Annotated in this window: 21 protein-coding genes; 6 read left to right on the top strand and 15 right to left on the bottom strand. The window is 49.0% G+C overall.

The annotated features are described in order from the left end of the window. The first annotated feature begins 33 nt into the window (after positions 1 to 33). A complete protein-coding gene (locus tag NYE29_RS14875) occupies positions 34 to 918 on the top strand; it encodes a metallophosphoesterase family protein (protein WP_340896545.1) in 885 nt (294 codons plus the stop codon). A gap of 172 nt (positions 919 to 1,090) precedes the next feature. On the opposite strand, the gene NYE29_RS14870 is transcribed toward NYE29_RS14875, so the two are convergent. The 10 genes from NYE29_RS14870 to NYE29_RS14825 all read right to left on the bottom strand — a co-directional run bounded on the left by NYE29_RS14870 (position 1,091) and on the right by NYE29_RS14825 (position 9,670). Beyond that, positions 1,091 to 1,915 carry a MetQ/NlpA family ABC transporter substrate-binding protein gene (locus NYE29_RS14870; protein WP_340896544.1) on the bottom strand — a complete coding sequence of 275 codons (825 nt, stop codon included), beginning with the start codon at positions 1,913 to 1,915 and terminating at the stop codon, positions 1,091 to 1,093. 60 nt (positions 1,916 to 1,975) lie between these two features. Further along, the gene (locus NYE29_RS14865) at positions 1,976 to 2,638 is read right to left on the bottom strand and encodes a methionine ABC transporter permease (protein WP_076112570.1); all 663 of its coding nucleotides are present in this window, start codon (positions 2,636 to 2,638) and stop codon (positions 1,976 to 1,978) included. Further along, positions 2,631 to 3,392, bottom strand: coding sequence for a methionine ABC transporter ATP-binding protein (locus NYE29_RS14860; RefSeq protein WP_340899723.1), 762 nt, complete (start codon positions 3,390 to 3,392; stop codon positions 2,631 to 2,633). The genes NYE29_RS14865 and NYE29_RS14860 overlap by 8 nt, the downstream gene beginning before the upstream one ends. 232 nt (positions 3,393 to 3,624) lie before the next feature. Beyond that, positions 3,625 to 3,804: a hypothetical protein gene (locus NYE29_RS14855; protein WP_340896542.1), complete on the bottom strand. Its 180-nt coding sequence runs from the start codon at positions 3,802 to 3,804 to the stop codon at positions 3,625 to 3,627. 34 nt (positions 3,805 to 3,838) lie between these two features. Continuing rightward, positions 3,839 to 4,984: an ABC transporter permease gene (locus NYE29_RS14850; RefSeq protein WP_340896539.1), complete on the bottom strand. Its 1,146-nt coding sequence runs from the start codon at positions 4,982 to 4,984 to the stop codon at positions 3,839 to 3,841. After that, entirely contained in the window at positions 4,953 to 6,221 is a 1,269-nt protein-coding gene (locus tag NYE29_RS14845) for an ABC transporter permease (RefSeq protein WP_340896537.1), read from the bottom strand. Before NYE29_RS14845 ends, NYE29_RS14850 begins: the two co-directional genes overlap by 32 nt. A gap of 11 nt (positions 6,222 to 6,232) precedes the next feature. Beyond that, positions 6,233 to 7,168 carry an ABC transporter ATP-binding protein gene (locus NYE29_RS14840; protein ID WP_340896536.1) on the bottom strand — a complete coding sequence of 312 codons (936 nt, stop codon included), beginning with the start codon at positions 7,166 to 7,168 and terminating at the stop codon, positions 6,233 to 6,235. A gap of 206 nt (positions 7,169 to 7,374) precedes the next feature. Further along, a complete protein-coding gene (locus tag NYE29_RS14835; RefSeq protein ID WP_340899722.1) occupies positions 7,375 to 8,028 on the bottom strand; it encodes a response regulator transcription factor in 654 nt (217 codons plus the stop codon). A 27-nt stretch (positions 8,029 to 8,055) separates the two neighbouring features. After that, positions 8,056 to 9,216, bottom strand: a complete 1,161-nt coding sequence (locus NYE29_RS14830; protein ID WP_340896535.1) for a sensor histidine kinase — start codon at positions 9,214 to 9,216, stop codon at positions 8,056 to 8,058. A gap of 106 nt (positions 9,217 to 9,322) precedes the next feature. Further along, positions 9,323 to 9,670, bottom strand: a complete 348-nt coding sequence (locus tag NYE29_RS14825; protein ID WP_340896534.1) for a BMP family ABC transporter substrate-binding protein — start codon at positions 9,668 to 9,670, stop codon at positions 9,323 to 9,325. 325 nt (positions 9,671 to 9,995) lie between these two features. On the opposite strand from NYE29_RS14825, the gene NYE29_RS14820 reads away from it, so the two are divergent. The 3 genes from NYE29_RS14820 to NYE29_RS14810 all read left to right on the top strand — a co-directional run bounded on the left by NYE29_RS14820 (position 9,996) and on the right by NYE29_RS14810 (position 14,087). Further along, a complete protein-coding gene (locus NYE29_RS14820) occupies positions 9,996 to 10,745 on the top strand; it encodes an AraC family transcriptional regulator (RefSeq protein ID WP_340896532.1) in 750 nt (249 codons plus the stop codon). Positions 10,746 to 11,057: 312 nt separating this feature from the next. Continuing rightward, entirely contained in the window at positions 11,058 to 13,289 is a 2,232-nt protein-coding gene (locus tag NYE29_RS14815) for a helix-turn-helix transcriptional regulator (protein ID WP_340896531.1), read from the top strand. 195 nt (positions 13,290 to 13,484) lie between these two features. After that, a complete protein-coding gene (locus NYE29_RS14810; protein ID WP_340896529.1) occupies positions 13,485 to 14,087 on the top strand; it encodes a class I SAM-dependent methyltransferase in 603 nt (200 codons plus the stop codon). A 252-nt stretch (positions 14,088 to 14,339) separates the two neighbouring features. Here NYE29_RS14810 and NYE29_RS14805 read toward each other — a convergent pair whose 3' ends face one another. The 4 genes from NYE29_RS14805 to NYE29_RS14790 all read right to left on the bottom strand — a co-directional run bounded on the left by NYE29_RS14805 (position 14,340) and on the right by NYE29_RS14790 (position 19,732). Then, positions 14,340 to 15,938: an extracellular solute-binding protein gene (locus tag NYE29_RS14805; RefSeq protein ID WP_340896528.1), complete on the bottom strand. Its 1,599-nt coding sequence runs from the start codon at positions 15,936 to 15,938 to the stop codon at positions 14,340 to 14,342. Between the two features lie 104 nt (positions 15,939 to 16,042). After that, entirely contained in the window at positions 16,043 to 16,936 is an 894-nt protein-coding gene (locus NYE29_RS14800; protein WP_038596468.1) for a carbohydrate ABC transporter permease, read from the bottom strand. Positions 16,937 to 16,960: 24 nt separating this feature from the next. Beyond that, a complete protein-coding gene (locus NYE29_RS14795) occupies positions 16,961 to 17,899 on the bottom strand; it encodes an ABC transporter permease (RefSeq protein WP_231578519.1) in 939 nt (312 codons plus the stop codon). A 399-nt stretch (positions 17,900 to 18,298) separates the two neighbouring features. After that, positions 18,299 to 19,732 carry an MATE family efflux transporter gene (locus NYE29_RS14790; RefSeq protein WP_445322209.1) on the bottom strand — a complete coding sequence of 478 codons (1,434 nt, stop codon included), beginning with the start codon at positions 19,730 to 19,732 and terminating at the stop codon, positions 18,299 to 18,301. A 128-nt stretch (positions 19,733 to 19,860) separates the two neighbouring features. Here NYE29_RS14790 and NYE29_RS14785 point away from each other — a divergent pair, with 128 nt between their 5' ends. Beyond that, positions 19,861 to 20,742 carry an AraC family transcriptional regulator gene (locus NYE29_RS14785; RefSeq protein ID WP_340896525.1) on the top strand — a complete coding sequence of 294 codons (882 nt, stop codon included), beginning with the start codon at positions 19,861 to 19,863 and terminating at the stop codon, positions 20,740 to 20,742. A gap of 196 nt (positions 20,743 to 20,938) precedes the next feature. On the opposite strand, the gene NYE29_RS14780 is transcribed toward NYE29_RS14785, so the two are convergent. After that, complete coding sequence (locus tag NYE29_RS14780; protein ID WP_038596472.1) at positions 20,939 to 21,319, bottom strand: MerR family transcriptional regulator; 381 nt, start codon at positions 21,317 to 21,319, stop codon at positions 20,939 to 20,941. Positions 21,320 to 21,473: 154 nt separating this feature from the next. On the opposite strand from NYE29_RS14780, the gene NYE29_RS14775 reads away from it, so the two are divergent. Then, positions 21,474 to 22,394, top strand: a complete 921-nt coding sequence (locus tag NYE29_RS14775; protein WP_340896524.1) for an aldo/keto reductase — start codon at positions 21,474 to 21,476, stop codon at positions 22,392 to 22,394. Positions 22,395 to 23,094: the final 700 nt, after the last annotated feature.

Here is a 23,094-nt window from a genome sequence, read left to right as displayed (position 1 = left end):
AATACCATGCAATCCAAGGAGGTTCTCTCGCAAATGAGTACAAATGAACCAGGCGGACCACAGCCGCTGCTTACTTTCCAAATTATCACCGATACCCATGTCACTGCCGAACCATCCCATGAGTATAATCTGAATTTCGAGCGGGCGCTGCAGGATCTGGCTCACCATGCCCAGGGCAGCAGCGGGATTATGCATATTGGCGACATCACGGATCATGGCTTCCAGGAAGAATATGAGGAAGTCCACCGTATTCTGCAGCTGCATCAGGCAGTACTCCCGGAGATCCGTTACACCTTGGGAAACCATGACGTTGGACTCGGCCACTGGGAATCCCGCCTGGCAATGTACACTTCCCGCATGGGAATGCCCGGCCCCTATCATGACCACTGGATCGGCGGGTATCATTTTATTTTCCTGGGAACAGAGGAAGGTCTGCCAACGTTCTGTAAATTGTCGGACGAGCAGCTTCGATGGCTGGACCGTAAGCTTGGGGAAAAGCTGGTGGACGGACACCCGAAGCCTGAGCAGCCTGTTTTTCTCTTCCTGCATCAGCCGCTGAAGGACACTGTAGCCGGATCTTTGGAGTCACAAGAGTGGTATGGCGTCACGCAAGATAAGGAGCTGCGCTCCATCCTGTCCAAATATCCTCAGACACTTCTTTTTACAGGCCATACGCATTGGGAGCTTGAAGTCGACAACACGATGTACTCCGGCAACGGCGAGACGGCAACCATGTTCAATAGTGCTTCGGTTGCTTACCTCTGGACGAATGCAGATGAACACAAGACCGGCAGCCAAGGGTATTATGTGGAAGTCTATACCGACAAAGTCCTTGTAAAGGGACGGGATTTCACTACGGGGAGCTGGATTGAATCGGCGCAGTACGAGGTGGTTACGTCCTTAAATGTACGCAGCTAATACCTTGGCGATGCCCCGAACATCCGGTTACATTGACAAAACAGCTATAACAAAAAGCAGCCTTCTCCCGTTAGTGGTGAAGGCTGCTTTTGCATGCCGGTATCATACCATTTATATCAATAGTCGCTGGGCCGGATTAACACACAGCAGAGTTTGTTGCGGCTACCTTGCCTCAAAACGCTGGCAACGCAATCTCCGCATAGTTATCTTCAAGGAATTTCTTCACTTCAGGTCCGCTGATGCGCTTCGCCAGCTTTTGGATGGCATCCGAAGCCTGGTTATCTTCGCGTGCTACCAGGGTGATGGTAAATTCGGAATCTTCGCGTTCTGTAATCAGCGCATCCTTCTTCGGCGTCAGGCCCAGCGGACTGGCATAAGCCGGAGTCATCGCTACCAGATCGGCGTCGTCCAGCATCCGGGCCAGCATCAGCAGGTCCACTTCCTCGAACTTGTAGTTCTTGGCATTTTCGGTGATGTCAGCCTGTGTAGCCTTAATGCCTACCCCTTCCTTAAGCTTGATGAGTCCAGCGTCCGCGAACATTTGCAGGGAACGTCCAATGTTCGAAGGGTCGTTCGCCATTACCAGTGTTGCACCTTCCGGCAGTTCGCTGATCGCCTTGTAACGTTTGGAATATCCGCCGTAAATGGCATCATATACAGGCTGTACAGCGACCAGCTTGGAGCCTTTGCTGGCATTAAACTGCTCCATGTAGGGAACATGCTGGAAGAAGTTAGCATCCACTTCCTTGTTCGCCAGCGCTTCGTTCGGCTGCACATTGTCGGACAGCACCACGATCTCCATATCTACACCGTCTTCCAGCAGCAGCGGTTTCACAATATCAAGAATATCCGTCATCGGCGGAATCAGCGAAGCCACTTTAATCTTTACAGGCTCTTTGCTGACTGCAGCGGGCGCCTCTGCATTCTCCTTGTTATTTCCACAACCGGCAACGATCAACACAAGCAGTGTAAGCGCGAATAGCATTGTTTTTTTCATGATTATAACTAACCCCCAACTTATATTTTGATTTCAAGGTCACAGATGCTTGCAAATTGCTCAGCGTTTATCCAGCAGTCTCGCTGCAGTGCTGCCTGTAAACTGAATCACCTGCACGAGCACAATCATCACGACAATCGCATAGATCATCACTTCCGTCTCGAAACGCTGGTACCCGTAACGGATGGCGAAATCGCCGACTCCGCCCCCGCCGACAACGCCCATTACAGTTGAGAACGAGATAAAGCTAATCGTAGAAGCAGTCAATCCAAGCACCAGACCGGAACGGGCCTCCACATAAAGAAACTTGAAAATCAGCGAAACCTTTGAAGCTCCCATGGATAAGGCCGCTTCAATCGTCCCCTTCGGAACCTCCAGCAGCGATTGTTCTACCAGCCGCGAGTAATAGGCAATTGCAACAATAGACAACGGCACAGTAGCCGCTACCGTACCAATTGCCGACCCCACGAGGAAGCGGGTGACGGGAATCAGCGCCACGACAAGCAGCAGGAACGGAAACGAACGGACAACGTTAACGATGCTGTTGAGGATAAGAGACAGCAGCTGATTCTCATACAGCTGGCCTTTGCGGCAAAAATAAAGCAGCGTTCCAAGCGGGAGCCCCAGCAGTACGGCTGCGCCTACCGAAATGCCTACCATTACAAAGGTTTCCCCAATAGATTGCCACATTTGATCCTGGTATTTCAGCATATCCTCAAACATAGACTTCCCCCGCTTTGCCGGTAATTTGCTCACGGTAGGAACCGGTATAGCCGACGGGCGCTGTAAAACCAATCTCCCCGCGGGAGAAGGAATCCACGATTCTGCCCTCTTCCATCACAGATACATCACTGCAGATGCTGCGGACAACATCCAGCTCATGGGTGACGATAACAATCGTGACGCCGAGTGTGCTGTTAATCTCTTTCAGCACAGCAAGAATATCCGCCGTTGTTCCCGGATCAAGCGCGGAGGTCGGCTCATCGCAGAGCAGCAGCTTCGGGCTGTTCGCCAGCGCCCGGGCGATGGCTACCCGCTGCCGCTGCCCGCCGCTGAGCTGGGCGGGATACTGCTCCGCCTTGTCCGCAAGTCCGACGAATTGCAGGCATTCCTCCACCCGCTTCATCCGTCCGCTCCGCGGCATACCGGCCAGCTCCAGCGGAATGGCGACATTCCGGCTGACTGTAGCATTGCCGAGCAGATTAAACTGCTGGAAGATCATACCGATCTTCTGCCTCTCCTCACGCAGAGCCTTTTCCGCCATTCCGGTAAGCTTCTTGCCTTCAACCGTAACATTCCCCTCATCCGGCCGCTCCAGCAGATTGATCAGCCGCAGCAGCGTCGATTTGCCGGCCCCGCTGGCCCCGATGATGCCATGGACAGCTCCTGTCTTCACCTCAAGCGATACCTGCCGGACAGCATGATAGCAGCCTTCCTTCAGCTTGAAGCTTTTACTCACCCCACTCAGCGATAGAATATGTAAGCCCCCCTCTCCAGAACGCCTATACTATAGCCTTTTATCGCCTCAAACAGTGTACTATAATTATTTAAAATCTGTTTCATTAAAAATCTCTTTAAATAATAAGGTATTTTATCGTCTGTGTCATCATTTTTCTCAAAATGATATATCAGCGGCATGGAAGAAAAACATGCCCGCAGAAGTAGAAATTAACAAACAAAAAATCCTCCCGGTCAGGAGGACGCAAACTTCAGACATGAAAGGCTCTTGAGATCCCGTTAATCAGCAAGAATACACCCAAGATTCTCAGTACAACTCTGGAGGTTTTGTCATCCTTTTTAAAGATGATTCTCCCAAACGCTCCAATCCATACATTGATGATGAGACCTGCGAGCAGCTCGATGATTCCTGCAAGCTCTGTAATGCCCAATATTATCACTTCCCACTCACCGTTATGATTATAATCATCCCTCTAATCCTCTAAGCTCTTTACGCATAAATACATAAGCTCCGGCCAGTCCCAAGAATCCAATCCCGGCAAGAGCGATAACTGCTGAACCTATCGAACCGTCCCGGATATTCATTACGGATGTTACTTGGATAACCCATGCCTCGGGTGTGAATTTACCGATAGTCCTCATAACCTTAGGAGCGAATTGCATGGAGAAGAAAGAACCCCCCAGCATCCCGGTAACCGCGACAATAATGGAAGCTGAGGAGGTAAACTGCTTCTGGCTCTTCATAAATGGAAGGATTAGCATGGTTAATCCGATTAAGGCAAATAAATACATGGCAAGCAGCATAACGAGAACAGGCAGATTATGATTTATCATGTTTATTCTCAGCAGATATTTTCCTGAGAGCAGTATGACTGAAATATAAATAATGCCAAATAAAAACGCTGCAGCCATTTTTGAGAGCAGATATTTCATATAGCTGACGGGTGTGCTCAATAGCCGGTTTACGGTTTTGTTTTCTTTTTCGTCGACCAGCGATCTTAAGCCCTGAACGACCACAAACCAAATGAACATCGCCATAAAGCCTGTAAACCTTTCGGCAGCAGTTTTGTTCTCTCCCTCTTCACCGCTGTTCAGAGTCTGCACATTAATGCTCGGTTTCGAAGCACCTTTTAATGCTGTAAATAAATATCTGGACATAGAATCAGCATTCAGCTGTAAATGGCCGGACATATACTCCGAGTCATTGGCTACTTTACGAATTGTGCCAGCTTCACCGGCGATGATCTCTTTCAGCAGTGCCCCCTCGCCGTTCTCCTCATTTTGCACAAAGCTGAGGGGAAGCTCCTGTCCTGACAGCAACATGCTGCTGAAATCCTGCCCGATCACAAATCCAAAAGGAATATCCTGCGCGTTCACCTTATTCTTAATGCTCTTCACATCCGTATTAATCACCCGCAAGCCGCTGCCCTGACTAATCAGCTCTAATAATTGCTTGGAGTAGATGCTGTGATCATCATCTGCAGCATATACAGTATCCGGCATGCTGCCTGTGGAGAACGAGAACAGATACGTTAGAATTAGTGGAAGACCCATCATCGCCAAAACGGCTATTCGATTGCTAAATATCTGTTTCAGCTGATGTTTCAGCATGATGATAAATTGCACGAAAACTCCACCTTCTCCCACTGTATTGACTAATGCATACGATAATGCAGATGACTCCCAGCCCTACCAGCTCCAGCAAATCTTTATACGACCCGGCAAGTCCTTTATTTTGGCTGATACTGAGGTACGCATTAATTGCTTTTCCGTTGGGAAGCAGCCCCTGAACGGTCCGCAGACTTTCCGGCAATTCGCTTCTACTGACAAAACTTCCGCCCAAAAAACTGAAAATATACAGCACAGGTGAAGCCAGGCTGGACACAGTCGTATGGTCTTTGGCAATAAATCCCCAGAGCAGCACAAGACTTCCTATGGCAAAAGCATACACAACCGTTATCACCAAAAGCTCAAGGGGCTGGCCCCAGCTCATTGCGAACACCAGCCAGCTGATGAGAATTACGCAAGACATTTGCAATACAATCGCCAGTATAATTCCGCTCAATTTGCCTAAAACATACTGCACATCCCAAGCAGGCGTTGAACGTATTCTGAACAAAGTATGGTTTTGCCGCTCATCTACGATGCTGTGCACCAGCACAAAGGCCGTCATGATCGAGAACATAACTACCATGGCAATGGAGTAATACTGTATCGCATCTACCGGCACCGCATCCTTTTGCGTTGAAACCGTCGGGATATCCGGGGAACGGCCGCTGAAATTGAATATATGGCTTTGAAGCTCCGCAATTGGGGCTTGCGGAAGGCCGTTACCGCCGTTTGAGAACTGGAGAACCGCGGACTTCTCTTCATTTAACAGATTGAGCTGCTCACAAAACTGCTCCAGTATAGTCCTCACGATTGCCGTTTGGAGCGTTTTGGCAGATTCTCCGATCACAACAAGGTTCGCCGCCTCCTGCTTTATTGCAGCATTCGTAAAGTTATCCGGCACATATATAAAAACAGCGGCATGACCGTCTTCGACTCTTTTTTTGCCTTCGTCATAGCTGGCCGCTTCCTGCAAATGTATGACTTTCCGCAGATCTTCCCGCATAAAAACATTCTTTAAGGATTTCCCCAAGGCCAGCGGGCTCCCTTGAGCAGCAACGCTTTTATCCGCATTATAAAAAGCAACGTCAAACGCCTTCACACTGGAGTCTGAGCCGCCGAATGCCGTGCCCAGAATGAGAATCAGTAGAGAAGGAAACAAAATCAGCTTCAGATAGAACCATTTATTTTTGGTCAGCAACCGGAAATCCAGTAAAAATAATGTGATCAGTTTTCGCATGACATCACCTTCTACTCCTCTCTTAAGGCTTTGCCTGTAATTTGGAGAAAAAGGCTTTCAAGATTCATCTCTTCGTACTTGAATCCGGTTAGCCGGATGCCCAGGTTCCTAATATCATCAACAATGTCAATCACACTTCTCTCCCCGGTAGAGACAAGCATACTAATATGTTTGCCTTCCACGGTTGCCTTGGTGACACCGGAGATTTGCTCGAGCTGGCCCAATGCTGCCTCATTTCCTTCACTATAATCCACCGTCAGCGTATCGCAGACCTTCAAGTTCAGCTTGAGCTCCTCTTTGCTCCCCAGCGCAATAAGGGAACCATGGTCGATTATCGCAAGCCGCTTGCACAGATACTCTACTTCTTCCATGTAGTGGCTGGTATAAATAACCGTCATGCCTCTGTCCTGGTTTAATTTCTTTACCGTTTCCAGAATATGATGCCTGGACTGGGGGTCGATCCCTACCGTAGGTTCATCTAGTACGAGCAATTTAGGATCATTCATCAACGCGGCACCGATATTGACCCGGCGTTTCATTCCTCCCGACAGCTCGGACACCGCCTGGTTTCTTCGTTCTTTGAGTCCAATGATGTCCAGAACTTCCTCGGTTCTGCTCTTCAATCTGCTGCCGTAAAGTCCATATAGACTGCCAAAGAACTCCAGGTTGTCCTTCGTGCTTAACGCCTGGTACAACGCCAAATCCTGCGGAACAATCCCCATTATTTTCTTGATCTCTCTGGGCTTTCCGCTGAGCGGTTTGTGATCGACAGTGATCGTCCCTGCGGTTGGCCTTAGCACAGTGCTTATCATCGACACCATTGTTGATTTGCCTGCACCATTCGGTCCGAGCAAGCCGAACCTTTCACCGCTTTTCACATTTAACGAAATATCCTTTACAGCCGTAAAATCCTTATATTTCTTCGTCACATGGTTCAGTTCAAGCATCAGCGTGGTCCCCTTTGCGATAACTCTTACTCTGTTATCATTTTATCGCCACGCTTCGAACAGGGATATTCACTTAAGTCCCCAATCAAGGGGTTGCTTTAGTAAGCAATTTCAGTATTACTTTAGTCATATAGGTTAGAGGAAGGAAGGTCAGGAGGAGACAAAACAGCCCCTCTCTCTCCTGAAGAACGGGTGATCATGCGGAGTTATATATTAAGCTTCTGCAAATACAGGGTCAATTCGGTTCTGTTGTTTAATTCAAGTTTGTTAAGCATTCTGGAAACATAGTTTTTTACCGTGCCTTCTGTAATAAACAGCTCATTGCTGATGATTTTGTTGCTTTTTCCCTCCATAATCCCCTTGGCCACCTCAAGCTCTCTTGGCGTGAGCCAGGGGGAGACAGTGGGAGTTCCATTCTCCGTTGGCAAACTATGAATCGTCCCCGCCGAGTTAAGGGCATCCACCAATTCCCGGGTAATCTGCGGATTCAGCATAATGTTACCCTCGCAGGCCGATCGAATGGCCGCCATGATATCCTCTGAAGCCGAATCCTTAAGGATGTATCCATCCGCTCCATGCTTAAGCCCGGCAAGGATAAACTCCCTGTCATTAAAAGTAGTAAGGATGATTACTTTAACCCCCGGATACCCCTGTTTCACAGCTTTAGTCGCCTCAATCCCATTCATCAGCGGCATTTTGATATCCATCAAAATCACGTCAGGAGAGTAATCGGCCAGCAGCCGGAGCAGCTCCTGTCCATTTGCTGCCTCTCCGATTACCTTTGCATCCGCTTGAAGGCTCAAAACCATTTTCAAGCCTTCCCTGACAATCAGTTGATCGTCTGCAATTATAATACTCACCATAACTGCTGCTCCTCCTTGCCTATGCTAGAAATCAACCATTTTAGGAATATTCGCCTGCACTTTAAAACCTGAATCCTGATTAGAATCGAATTGAACGGTACCGCCCAAAGCGTGAATCCGCTGTTCGATCCCCTGAATTCCGTTTGACTTGATAACCTCCCTGCATCCCGTTCCGTTGTTAGCAATAAGCAATGAAATCTGCCGGGGATTTTTATGAATGGCCAGGGAGAAAAGTGTGGCTTTCCCATGTTTGATTCCATTAGTGATTGATTCCTGAACCGTTTTATAAATGCAGTCTTTAATTTCGAAGTTCACAGCTTCTATGTCCTCATCCATATTGAGTTCAAACCGGGTTTGCCCGGCCGCTTGGAAATGAGCGAAGAGGTTAAGGAGCTGCCGCTGGAGTGAAAGCTCCTGTACGTGCTGCTCCTCATTCAGCAGCAGCACAGCCTGTCTGAGCTGCACCATACATTCTCTTGACAGCTGGTAGGATTGGCCAACAACACTCCTGATTTTGTCCGTTTCCAGGTCTACAGCTTTGTGGGCGAATTCTAGATGCATATTTAATGCAGTCAGATAATGCCCCAATGAATCATGCAGCTCCTGGGCAATCCTTGTTCTTTCTTTGCTCAGCGTCAGCTCTCTGACCGTTACTGAATACTGTTTCAGCGCCAAATTAGCCTTCTCCAGTTCCTGATTCAGCACTTGTGTTCTGGCCTTCTCAATCATAGCATTCCTGAATAGGTAGACAATGACGAACATGATTGCATAGGAAGTTATTATGTATTTTATTGCGGTATGACCGGCTGCCAGAGAAGCGCTGAAAATCCCCATATGCAACAGCAAAAGAGGCACAGGCACCTTCCGCATACCCACGATGAGCTCCACAAGCAAAATAATGATATAAAGCTGGGTTCCGGTACAATACACTTTCCACAGCAAAAAACCAGCGCATAAATTGCTCAACACAAAAGAAAAAGACCACAGCGTCCCCGCTACGGATAAGTATCTGCTTCTGGCATAATCATTGATTAGCAGCAGTAAAGCAAAACACGCCAAAAATACCGCTGATCCGGGATCAGCGGCATAATCTTTAAGCAGCACAGCGAATACGGATAATACGGCGAACACTCTGATTATTTTCTCCGCAAACACTCGGACACCTTTGCCCGTAAAGCTTTCCATGGCCGACCCACCTCTTTAGCCACAGTATAGCATACACAGTTTCAGGCTGACGGGACTTACCGCACTTGGAAAGTAGTGCAAAATTGAATACAGCAGTGCAGCGGCCCTAAAATGCCCAAATGGAGGGAAATGCCTTAGTTGATTCTGCGGCGATATCGTTAAACGTAGGCTCCCATTTCGTCTTGTCGGCTCCCATTTCTACAACCTTGGTTTCCGCACCAAGCTCATCCTTCACCTTCTGCAGACCATTATTGGCCGCGTCAAAAAATGATTTATCTCCAAGCGTTCCCGGAATCAGCAGCACGACCTTGAGCTTGTCCCCTGCAGCCGCTTCTCCGCTTTCTGCATCATTTGCGGGATTTGCTGTATTTCCTTTGCCGGACGTATTATTTCCGCAAGCCGTGACAAGTACCATTACCATGAGCAACAATAAAGCAAGAACGTTCTTTTTCATTTTTGTTCACACCCCTGTTTGTAGTTGGTTTACCTTAAAGAAATGGCAAAATGTCCCAATTGCACGTTTTGTGTTATAGCGATGACTCCGTTGAGTTTCAGCAAATTCATATAAACTATGAAAATTAGTGAATTACATTCAAAAGCAAACATTACAGGGATACAAATCTTGAAAAACCGGGTAATTCCCGAACGAGATGGCCAGTCTGGTTACGAATCTTCGGTTTAATTGATACGATCATAACAAATAAGGCAGCAAATATTTATATGGATTCGGTCAGGTTTTTGCACGATTCGGCTAAATGACAGAATAACGGAGGATCAGAATGGATCGAGTCCTATATATTGTAAGTGCAGATCATGAAGCTAATACTTATGTCCCTCCGCATCAGCATGAATGCTTCGAACTGATTTATTACATCCAGGGGCTTGGTTCCTCGAATGTGGGGATCCGCAACTATCATTTCCGGCCCTATTCATTCGCGCTGATCCCGCCCAACTTTAAGCATGATGAGAAACACACGCCGGAGGCGGATGTTCTATTCGTAGGGTTTATCTGCGGCCATCCGAATCTCCCCGCTTTAGCCGGAGTCTCTGACGACGACAAGGATCAGACCGTGCTGCAGATCATGCTGCGGATGAAAGAGGAGTTCTCCCGCAAACGGGATGGCTACACCGAGCTTATGAATCTGCAGATGAGTGAGATCATCGTTCATCTGCTGCGGCTGCTTGGCACGGGACATACGCCATCTCCTTCAGAGGATCAGATGCAGTATGTTCTGAACTATATGGACGAGCATTACCGCCATAAGCTTTCGGTTCAATCGCTCGCAGAAATGTCCGGCTACAGCTATGACAGGTTCCGGCATTTATTCAAGGAAAGATTCGGGCATTCTCCGAACCGTTATCTTCTGTCAAAGCGGATCAATTATGCGAAATCACTGCTGCTTCATACCCAAATGCAAATCGCTGAGGTTTCAGCGGCGGCAGGGTTTGTAAACGATGCCCAATTCTGCAATATGTTCAAAAGAGAGGTCGGCCTCTCCCCCCGGACCTTCCGGATGAAGAGTAAATGAAATAAAGACCAAAAGACAGGAAGCGATTTAGCTTCCTGTCTTTTGATCTTTTGGTCTGATGGAACGCAAGCACTTTTACAGGGTGTAACGGTCACTCCCCGTAACCCAGCTCCTTTAGTTGGGCAACCGCCGTGTCGAGGTAGCTTTTGTACACAGATATTGGATTTGTTCACTCCCTGGCAATTCATCCTGTTCACTATTGTAATCTTGCTCTACTGTTCTGTTCATAGGGTGAAGTTTATAATTATACTGTGAACAATATAGAGAGGGCTTATTATCGCCAGTACAGACAATGAAGTCAGGGGGATGTCAATGAGACTGAATAAGATTGGCAACAAAAGAGCACTGTACAGCAAAATATTAGTCAGTATGACGTTATGTGTGTCCTTAACCTTCCTCGTCTCCACGATCATCTATTACAACTACTATATTGGCGTTGAAAAAACGCAGGCCTTCCGCTCCGACCTTAGCGACCTCACCAAAACAAGCAGAGAGGTTGTAAATATGAACGATGCCGCGCAATCGCTTTCCTTTCAAATCTACCGTAACAGCACCGTCTCCAAAATTGTACTTTACGACAAGCCGGATATTTATGACGTCACGGCTGCGATGTCGGAGCTTGGCAATTATATAAGCTCGATGCCATACATTGAATCCATTTATGTCTATAATCCGAAAAGCGAAAAACTCTACATTGCCTCCTCCAGTGGACAAAACGGTGTATTTACCGAACAGGAGCTTGTGGATAAGAACATTCTGGACATCTTGAACCACTATGAGGAATACAAGCCGTTTATGCCGATTCCGCGGGTCTATTCCAATGGTGCCGAGGAGGACGATCAGGTCCGGGCTTATACCTTTCTGTGCTTTGATGCCATCGGCTGGGACCGGGCGATTAATTCGGCAGTGATTGTGAACATCTCCGCACCCTGGATCAACAAAGAGATTACCAGTCCTGTAGATTCCAAAAGCTCGACCTTCATCCTGGCAGACCATGGCGCCTTCCTGTCCAGCAACAGCCTGGAGCAGCAGGAGCTTTCCCCGGAGGAAAACCGCTGGATCGACCAGAAGGTCAAGGGCGAATCCGCAGGTTATTTTATCGGCAAATTTGCTGGAGAGAACTCACTGATTTCTTATACCGCCCCGGATGCTTTAAGCTGGCAGTATGTGCGGATCACGCCGTATGACATCATCACCGAGCAGACCGACAACATCCGGAACGCTACCCTGCTCATTGCAGTCATCATTCTGGTGGGAGGCATCGGGCTGTCCTGGATCATGTCGAAAAGGCTCTATCTGCCCATTCACCGGATCGTCAGCGAGATGAATATTCTCGAAAGCGAAAAACGCGACAGCATGTTTATGATTAGGCAAAATACGGTGCGCGATCTGGTGCTGGGGTTAAAGCCGCTGCAATCCATGCAGCAGGTGGAGAAACTGAGGCAGCTTGGCATTCACTTTACGTTCAACGACGATTACCGCCTCATCCTGCTGCGGATTGACAACTATAATGAATTCAGGGAAGCCAGATCCTCTTATTTGCTGGCCTATAAATTTGCCATTATGAACATCGCTTCGGAAATCTGCGGCCAGACCTACCGTGTGGAGACCGTGGATATGAATGATGACGGCATACTGGTGCTGCTGAATATCATTGATCCGGTAGAATACACCGATACAGGACTGATTGAGACGCTGCTGCGGCAGATTCAGCAGGCCTGCTCGGATTATCTGAAGGTGAGCCTCACCCTTACCTACAGCCATATTGACCGGAATGCCCTGCAGTTGAATCAGCTTTATAAGCAGGTCCGGGAAGCTTCAAATCACCGTCTGTTCTACGGGCATGGCTGCATCATCAGCGCCCAGGCCGTTAGCAGTCTGCAGGCCAATACCTACCACTATCCGACCGAGAAGGAAAAGAAACTTATCGACGCTCTGATGAGCGGCAAAGTCGAAGACGCCCAGGAGCAATTCAGCGGCATCCTCCGGGAAACGGAATCTTATCCGTTCCATACCGTGCAATTAGCGTTGTCCAGGCTTAGTGTGACGATCAAAGAAATCATCAGTACCGTCCAAAAACGTAACCGTTTACAATGTGATGGGACATCAGGGCTGCCCGCTCTGGATTCCGTAGAAACCGTTGCTGAACTGGAAAAAGCCTTCTTCGTGCTGTTTAGTGAAATGCGGGAGCAGCTCGCTGAGAAAAAAAGCTCCAAGCAGCATGATCTGATCCTCCTGATTAATCAGAAAATAAACGAGAATTATATGGAGCCGAACCTTAGCCTGAACCAGATCGCGGACGAACTTGATATGTCCCCGATCTATATCAGCCGGCTATACAAGCAGCAGACCATGTCCAGCATCGTGGACATCATTCTGGAGGTGCGCATGCGTGAAGTATGCAGCCTGCTGGAGAGTACCGATCTCCCGGTAACTATCATCGCCGAGCGCTGCGGCTTTACCAGCAGCTCCTACCTGCACCGGATGTTCAAGCGCAGCTTCGGCACCACCCCCACCGATTACCGGCGTTCCAAAAACGCGTGAAAACAGGGGCTGTCTCAAAAGCCATGAAATGGCTGCTGGGATGCCCCCTGTTTCTTTTTGAGCAAAAGGAAACCGCTATGCAAGCCCTTTTTATTGAAGTATGGGCAGATCAGTTACAAAAAAAGGTAACGTGAGCCTTTTGGCGAAATAGACTTTAACAGGGAGAGTTCCAAGTTTATTGAAGGTGGGAGACCGGTGGAGAAGCAGAAGCTAATACGTATCTTTGATAAGCAGGCAAACCAATATGATAACAAAAGAGAAGATCCGCAACAAAAACGTTGGCGCCAACAGCTTTTAAGTCATGCGAAGGGCGAGGTGCTTGAGCTTGCCGTGGGGGCAGGTGCGAATTTCCCGTTTTATCCTCCAAACATAAAGGTTACCGCAACTGACTTTAGTGAGGCGATGCTAGAGAAAGCAAAACGGGCGGCACATCATCATCATATTGAGGGTACTTTTATTTGTTCGGATATTGAAGAAATGAGCTTCTCCGATCATTCCTTCGATACTATTGTTTCTACGTTATCCTTCTGCAGTTATGATAATCCATTACTGGTGTTGAATAAGATCAACCGCTGGTGCAGACCGAATGGGCAAATTCTTCTCATGGAGCATGGGATCAGCTCTAACCCTGCGGTTTCTGTTGTCCAAAAAGCACTTAACCCGCTGTTATATCGTGCTTATGGCTGTCACTATACAAGGAACATTCTAGGACTGATCAAAGAGTCGGGTCTCAAAATCAATAAGGTGGAAAGCTACTGGCTTAACATGGTTCATCTGATTTGGGCGAGCCCGAGGTAATATCGGCAGTGGCCGCCTCCTCTACTCTCCTCCCCCTTGCCCCGAAAGCCGTTGGCAAGGGGCTTGTGCCAGCTGTACTTGGAGAACCACCATTAAGGTGAAAGCAGCGGAGGGGAAGTTTGGAACTGTAGGAGCGCCAGCGGCCGAAAGTCCAAACATTCCACGCAGCTGCCCAGCACCAAAATGCCCTTCCCCTTGAGCAAAGCGCAGCAAGAAGCCCCGCCAGCCATAGGCTTTCGGGGCACCTCTGCACTACTTAATACCTTTTTCCGCCACATAAGCATTCCACTGCTTCGTCCATTCGGCCTGGATCTTCTCCAGCCCGGCTTGCTTAGCCTTCTGCATAAAGGTTTCCAGCCCTTTATCAATATCATCCACTAGACCTGCCTCAAGCGGGAAGAGGTACTGCTTCTCCACTTGCTCCAGTGCCGCTTTTTCCGCCTGGTACGAGGAATAGTCTTCCGCAAAGCCCAGGAACAGGTCAGGCTTCTGAATTTTGTCCAGCTCTTCGAAGATAGCCTTCACACCATCAAAACCTTTGTCGAACAGCATGAATTCCGGATTTCTCCACGCCCAGCCGTTCATCCCCTCACGGGAGAAGCCATTGGATTGGCTCGTGCCGACCAGTTTGTAGTAGCCGTCTTCCACGGTGTAATTCTTGCCTTCAATACCGTATTCTGTCAACTGGTTATACCGTTTGTCCAGGACCAGCTTCTGATAGAAAGCAAGTGCTCTTTCCGGATTTTTGCTGTTCTTCGGAATGGCAAAACCATTGTGTATCGGATGTACCGGTGTAGCATAACCTGTGGTTTTCCCGAACGGATAATAGCCCAGCTCCCAATCGGGATGTGTCGTGCTGATCTTCATCTTCATGTCATTATAGCGTGTCGGGTTATCCCCGAACATGCTGGCCGCTTTGCCGGAGGTGACCGGGTCCTGCATCGTGTCTTTGATATTCAGCACGTTTTTAGGAATGAAGCCTTTGTCTGCCCAGCGTTTCATCGTTTTCAGCTCTTCTTTTTGCTCATCGGAACCCCAGTAGGTGTATACGGTAGCAGGAGATTCATACTTCACACCCATACCATAAGGCAGCGCTCCAACCATTTTGTTCAGTTCAGTATAAATGTAGTGCAGATTATTGCCGATATCGCTGTTGAGGGACATTGGCATCATATCCGGCTCGTTCTTGGCAATGCCGTCCATATAGGCCTCATAGCTGGCCAGATCGGTGGGCTGTGGAAGATTGTATTTCTTGCGCAGATCCTCCCGCCATACGAAACCGTTGGTCACATACTCTTTATAAGTCGCAGGAACCGTATAGATTTTACCATCCACCTTCACATCTTCCCACATGGACTCAGGTACAAATTTCTGCAGCTCCGGGGCCGCCTTTGGCAGCAATTCATCAATGGCCAGGAACGCGCCGCGTTTCGCATAAGATTGGTACTGGGTCCAGTCCGCTGTAAAAATCAGATCAATCGCCTGGCCGGAAGACAGCAGCAGCTTATATTTCTGGTCCCAATCCGTCCAGCTCGTATAGTTGAATTTAACGGTAGCATTCAGTTCTTCCTGAGCCATCTTGTTAATTTCCTCTTGAATCACCGGCAGATCCTTAGGGGCATCCCCAAGCATATAGAACTGCAGCTCCACCTTCTTCGAAGTGTCAATTCCGGTATCTGCCGGGGCAGCCGTGCTGCTGTCTGTTTTCACGGCTGTGCCTGCATTACCGTCTGTTTCACTGCTTGTGCTGTTGTTGCCGCTGTTATTGCCGCCACATCCCGCGAGCAGCGAAAGAGCCAGCGCAGCTGTCGTAAGCGTTACCAGTGATCTTCTGCCTGCTTTCTTTTTCATGATGAACCCTCCTAAAGTTTTGTTTGTCAGCACATCTATCAGAATATGACGCTATGTTAGCCGGATAACAGGCACACCGTAATGGCGTGCTCCACCATACGGTTCTAACCTTTTACAGCCCCGATCGTCAAGCCTTTTACAAAATAACGCTGGATGAACGGATACAGAAACAGAATAGGTCCGGTAACGACAATCGCCATCGCCATCTTGGTCGACTCGGTGGGCAGGTCGGCTCCCAGGCTGACACCCGTACCGGCGCCCATGTTGGCAATGAATGCCGCTGAGTTGATTACATTGTACAGATGGAACTGCAGCTGATACTTATGCGGATCATTAATGAACAGCGAAGACGAGAACCAGTCATTCCAATAAGCCAAGGCAAGAAACAGGCCTACCGTGGCGATGCCGGGCATCGACAGCTGGAGCACGATCCGCCAGTAGATTTTGAAATCACCGGCCCCATCAATTTTGGCGGATTCGAACAGCTCCTCAGGAACGGCCGAACGGATAAAATTCTTCATCAGAATAATCAGGAACGGGGTCATCAGCCCCGGAAAAATCAGCGCACCATACGAATCAGTCAGATGCAGATATTTGGTCATCATGATGTACCAAGGCACCAGCCCCCCGCCGAACAGGGTTGTGAAATAGATGTAGAAGGAAAACGTATTGCGGTATTTGAAGTCTTTACGTGCCAGCACATACCCGGCCATCGTCATAAAAAACAGCCCCAGCACCGTACCCGTCACCGTCGTAAACAGCGTAACGCCATAAGCCCGCAGTACCTCATCCGGGAACGTGAACACCGTCTTGTAGCCTTCCAGCGAGAATTGCGCCGGTATAAAATGATACCCATCCTTAATGATAGAATCATTGGCAGTCAAGGAAGCCGAAATAATCAGCAGGAATGGAATCAGGCAGGCCAGTGAACCTAATATGATTACGGTGTAAGCCAGCCCCTGCAGCATTCTTGTATAATGGTCGTCTTTGATATGCATGCTCTTTTCCTCCTATTGCACCTTTTAGAACAAAGCGTAGTCATCATTGATTCTGCGGATAATGTAGTTCACCGTCATGATCAGGATAAAGCCGAACAGGGATTGGTACAGCCCCGCAGAAGTCGCCATTCCGATATCAAAGGTAACCTTGAGTGACCGGAATACATACGTATCCAGAATGTCCGTGGTATTGTAGAGCACACCATTGTTGCCGATCAGCTGATAAAAGAGGTCAAACTGCCCTTTCATAATGCTGCCCAGCGAGAACAGCAGCAGCACAACAAAGGTCGATTTCAGCATGGGCACCGTGATATACCAGATCCGCTGGAAAATATGCGCTCCGTCAATTTTGGCCGCTTCATAGTACTCATCACTGATCCCCGTAATGGCCGCGAGGTAGATTACCATGCTATAGCCAAGGTTTTTCCAGAGATAGAACAAGATGATGAGAAAAATCCAGACGACCGGTTTATTGTAGACATCCACTGGACCGGCTCCGAACTGGGCAAGCAGGGTATTCAAGAAACCGTTATCATAATTGAACACATTGTAGACGATAACGCTCAGGATCACGAAGGAGACAAAATACGGCAGGAACATGATCGACTGGGTAAGCTTCTTGAACCATTTGACACGCAGCTCGCTGAGCAGAATGGCACAGACAATCGCCAGTACGTTGCCCAGCAGGATAAACGCCAGATTGTAACCGATCGTATTGAGCGTAAGCTTCACCAATGTCCCGGATTTCCAGAGAAACTCAAAGTTTTTGAGGCCTACGAACGGTGCATCGAACAGTCCGGAATTGAAATCAAATTGGGTAAATGCATAATAGACTCCGACCATCGGAAAATACGAATTCACCAGAAAAAACAGCAGTGTCGGAAGCAGCATCAGAAAAAGAACCCGGTTATGGATTAGCTCATGCAGAAATCCTTTTTTCTTCTTTTTCATGCCGGCCCCCATCTGTGATGACAGCTGACCCGTTCCCTTTAAGGGAAGCTCAATGGCTAGCGGCATTCCATTCTTGCGTTTGCGCTGTCTCAAAGCCTTCACTCTCCTATACCTATATATAAGTTGCAGCGGCGCCCGATTTCCCGCCTCCGCTTGGACACTCCAGCTGCGTTTAGCGGCTCCGTCCAATGTATGACCCAAGTATAGGAGCCCCCCCTTCCGGCGAACAGTGCAGCTTGAGGGTATTCCTGCATTATGTTGCTAACCGTGCAGTGTACATTTCAGACTTTTGTGCAGAATTGTGAGAATTCGGACCTTTCCGGCAGCTTCGTGAGCACACAAATAACCCCCGGCTCCTCTTCGGATTGAAGATAGAACCGGGGGAATCGCGTCTTCAGCAGCTTGAACCTTTTATCCCTCCATCTTAAAAAGAACCTTGCTCCGCTTCCCGCTGCGTACCGGCTGTCCCCCGGCGGCTTGCGCTTCAGCCTCACGCAGCACCTTCTGTCCCCGCCAGCGCCGCAGCACCAGCAGCCCTCTTGCCGCTTCATCGGCAATCATGCAGCAATAAATGCCCACCAGCCCCCATCCGGCGCTGATCCCAAACAGGTAAGAGCCGCCAACTCCGATCAGCGACATGGAGATGATGGAGACTACCATGGTATAACGGGTGTCTCCTATGGCATTGAGGCAGTTGCCCATGGCCATATTGAGCATTTTGCAGGGCTGCAGAATCAGATTCAAGGCAAGCAGTGATACGCCAATCGAGATAATCTCCTGGTCAGCAGTGAAGAAGCCCAGCAGCGTTCTGCCGAACAGAAACAGCAGCAGCACATTGGCACTTACAATGGCAAGCCCGATATAAAGCGTGCGGTACGCCCCCCGGTATGCCTCCTTCATCTGCCGGGCGCCAAAGAGGTGGGCAATCTGAATTTGCCCCGCCATGGCTATGGCATATCCCAGCGTGAAGCAGAAGGATTCCAGCGTATTCAGATAGGTACGGGCCGCCAGCTCCTTGGCCCCGAGCAAGGCCAGAAATGAATAGATCGCCAGCTGTGACAACACCCATGAAGAGGAGTTCAGGCCCAGCGGCCAGCTGATTCTAACAATCTCCCCGAACAATTTCTTGCTAAAGGTGCGGAAATCCCGCAGCCTGATTGTGCGTTCAAAAGCACCGCTGAACATATACAGCAGCACCACGACACCAAGCAGTCTGCTGACTACGTTGGATACGGCAATTCCGCCGAGCCCCATCTCGGGCAGCCCGAACATTCCGAAGATCAGGATATAATTCAGAATAATGTGGATCACATTGACGGCCACTCCCGTATACATCGGCCCGCGTGTATTGCCGGTATTGCGGATCGCCGAGCCGAGCGAAGCGGTCATTCCGACGAGAAACAGTCCTCCACCGACATAAGTAAGATAGACATGTGCGAGTGGAATCAGACCGCCGGAGATATGAAGTGCACGCGCAATCGGGTCCGAGAACAGGAACAGGAGGATGCTGACCGCAAACCCCAGCACACTGCTGGCCGTAACTCCCATGATCGCTATCTTGCGCGCATCCTCATGGCGTCCCGAGCCGATACGCTGGGCAATCAGAATGCCCGCCCCGCCCGCAAAGGTTGTGAAGAGTGTGGTCAGTGCACCAAACAGCTGGTTTGAAATCCCAACTACTGCAACCGCATCATCGGAGATCCGGCTGACCATGATCGTATCCACCGTGCCAAGCAGCGTCTGTAGAAAAATCTCTATAAAAATCGGCCAGGCCAGCATCCACAGCCCAACTCTTCCACTTCCAGATTTCACTAATTCAACTCTCCCCTCACCGGTTGCACTCATAACTTTCAGCTGCAACAAGCTTATAGATCACCTTGCTAGAAGTAAATTATAGGTGATATACTCTGGGAAATGTAGCAAATTCCAAACCTAAACTTTCATTTTTCAAACCTACATCAAGGGGGTCCTTAATGAGCCTGCTTCAATTTACCGGTCCACCCGTACCTCATTACATCATCAGCGGTCTTGCCTATTTCCTGCCGGGATATATCCATATGAACCGCCAGCATATTCAGGTGTTTGATCTGCTGTTCGTCAGGGAGGGCTGCCTTTATCTCGGCGAGGAGGACCGCAGATACGAGGTCCGGGCAGGAGAAGCGCTGATTCTCCGCCCGGACTGCCATCACTTTGGAACCGAAGGCTGCCGGGAGGACACCTCCTACTATTGGCTCCACTTCCAGACCTCCGGCACCTGGAGTCCGGTTACCGTTCCTTCGGCCTCGTTAAAGGCAGAGGACACGGTTGATGAGTGCTCTCATTCCGCCCTGTTTGATGTCCGCACCTTCAACTTGTCGTTATCGCAGTACATGACACTGCTCCAGCCCGCCAGGATGGAAGAGCTGCTGGCCCAGCTGGAGCAGCTGAAGGTCAATGCCCACCTGGATTCAGTCCGCTTCAAGCAGCAGATTCTGTTCCAGGAGGTTCTGCAGCAGCTCTCCGCCTCCATGCACCGGGAGCAGACCGTCTCGTTGACCACCGCTTGCGCCGAGCAAGCCGCCTCTTATCTGCGTGCCCATTACCGCGAGGAGATCACGACGGGCATGCTGGGAGACAGCCTGAATTTTCATCCGGTCTATATTGCCCGCTGTATGAACAGGGAGTACGGCTGCTCTCCAATGGAATACCTGCTCCGCTACCGCATTGAACAGAGCAAGCTGCTGCTGATGCAGACCAGCTTCCCCATCGCGCGGATTGCTGAAGAAGTCGGCTTCAACCAGGCTCCCTATTTCAGCTCCAGCTTCATGAAGCTGGAAGGGATCTCTCCGCGGCAATACCGCCAGCGCTTCTCCTGATGAAACGCACTGCTGCGGATGGGCGGGTATCCATGTGGATAGCCGCAGCAAGCAAACAAGCCACTATCCGTAGCTAACGGATAGTGGCTATGGATCTCTATAGGTTGAACTTTAGATGCCGATCCCCCACCCGAATGAGTACATCTCCTCATCCCTTAATACGCAGTCATCGCTGACGCTGACTACCTTTGTAAGATTACTTGCAATCCGCCTTAGCCTCCTCCTCAAGCGAGGCAAAATAAGCAATTTTATGATCTACCTTTTGCGCAAAGGTCTGGAAAAACTTAATCTTCTCATCAATATGCAGCTTATGAGCCTGCAGCAATTTCCGCTGCTCGGATAGTGAGCTATGTCCTTCCTTGGAGAGCGAGATAAACTGTTTGATATCGGCGATCGGCATCCCGGTATCCTTCAGGCAGCAAATTAACGAAATCAGCTCCAGATCCTCATCATGAAAACAACGGTTTCCGTTCTCATCCCTGGCAACCACGGGCAGTACGCCCTCTCTTTCGTAATAACGTAACGTATATTGGCTCAGACCGCTTTTTTGTGATATGGTTTTGATGCTGTATCCCATGATAACAGCTCCCTTCTGCCGTTTGGCAATGGCTCCATCTCTAAAGTAACACCATTCGCGTTCTATTAAAAGCGCTTTAAAAATCTATTGACTTACAGTTAACTCTAAGGTCTACACTTTACTAGGAACCTTACATTTGAGGAGTGAGCAAACAATGGTAAAAAAAATTAAAGCGGGCAACAGCCAGCTTGAGGTCGCTCAGATTTCTTTAGGCTGCATGCGCATTGCCGATCTGTCTCCACAAGAAGCGGACGTGCATATTCACAGTGCCCTGGAGGCTGGAATAGACTTTTTTGACCATGCGGATATTTATGCCGCCGGTAAAGCTGAAGAAGTATTTGGCGACGTACTGGCCGCCAGCCCGGGCATGCGCGATCAGCTGATGCTCCAGACGAAATGCGGAATCCGCCAAGGCTTTTTCGACTTCTCCAAGGAGCATATTGTCCAGTCGGTGGAGAAGAGCCTGAAGCGCCTGAAGACCGATTATGTAGACGTGCTCCTGCTGCACCGCCCCGACACGCTGATGGAGCCTGAGGAAGTGGCTGAAGCCTTTGATCTCCTGGAGCAAAAAGGCATGGTTAAGCACTTCGGTGTCAGCAACCTCAACCCGCTGCAAATCGAGCTGCTCAAAAAAAATGTAAAACAACCCCTGCTCTTCAACCAGCTGCAGCTTAGCATTATGGTCTCAGGCATGATTGACGCCGGCTTCAACGTCAACATGACCAACTCCGGTTCAGTTGTACATGATGGAGGCATTCTGGAGTACAGCCGCCTGCATGATATGACCATCCAGCCTTGGTCGCCGTTCCAATACGGCTTCTTTGAAGGTGTATTCCTGGGCAATGAGAAGTTCCCTGAATTGAATGAAGTCATTGGCCGCCTGGCCGCTGAGAAAGAAGTTGCCGACACCGCCATCGCGATTGCCTGGCTGCTCAGACACCCGGCCAACATGCAGCCGATCGTGGGCACGACCAATACCCAGCGCCTGCTTGATATTGCCAAAGCGTCGGATATCACGCTGACCCGTCAGGAATGGTACGAGATTTATCGTGCAGCGGGCAACAAGCTTCCTTAACTTGTCCCATTTCTGGACCAGCGATAGCTTAAGAACACCTGTAAACAAAGAGTACTCCAGAAGCCGCTTAAGGCCACCGGAGTACTTTTTGGTATTAACAACCTTTCTGATATTATCATGCGGATCAACAGCGTACATAATCTAATTGACCTTTTTCATGCACTGGGATATTTTATTTCTAAAGGATAAGTAGAACGGAGCTTGCAGATGGGGTTACACTATAAGGGGTTTCTGATATCGCTTCTGATTTTGTTGCCAAATATTCTTTTATTACGCTTTGCACCACGATCTATTCCCAAATTAACCTCTACCTCTATTCTCTTTACGGTATTCGAACGGATTGGCCAAATCACTTGTTTTGTTCTGCCTATCCTCTATGGGCGAAAGATTGCAGAGCAACCTATAGACTATATAACACTACTAATAGGGATCTGCCTCATAATTTACTACCTGTGCTGGATTCGCTTTTTTGGGGGCGGCCGAGAGTTTTCATTATTGTTTAAACCCTTAGGTCCTATACCAATACCAATGGCCCTCTTCCCAATGCTGTATTTTATCCTTCTGGCATATTGGCTGCACTCTTATCTCTTTGTTGTCCCTGCCCTTATATTCTCCATCGGCCACTTTGTAAATAGCTGGAGTGTATATACGCAGATCAGGAGATAGTATTACACTATATAGATTGAAGTTAAGGTTTTAG

It is taken from the genome of Paenibacillus sp. FSL M7-1046 (genome assembly GCF_038007405.1).
Classification (GTDB): Bacteria; Bacillota; Bacilli; order Paenibacillales; family Paenibacillaceae; genus Paenibacillus_AQ.
This window is presented reverse-complemented; position numbering and strand designations above follow the sequence as displayed.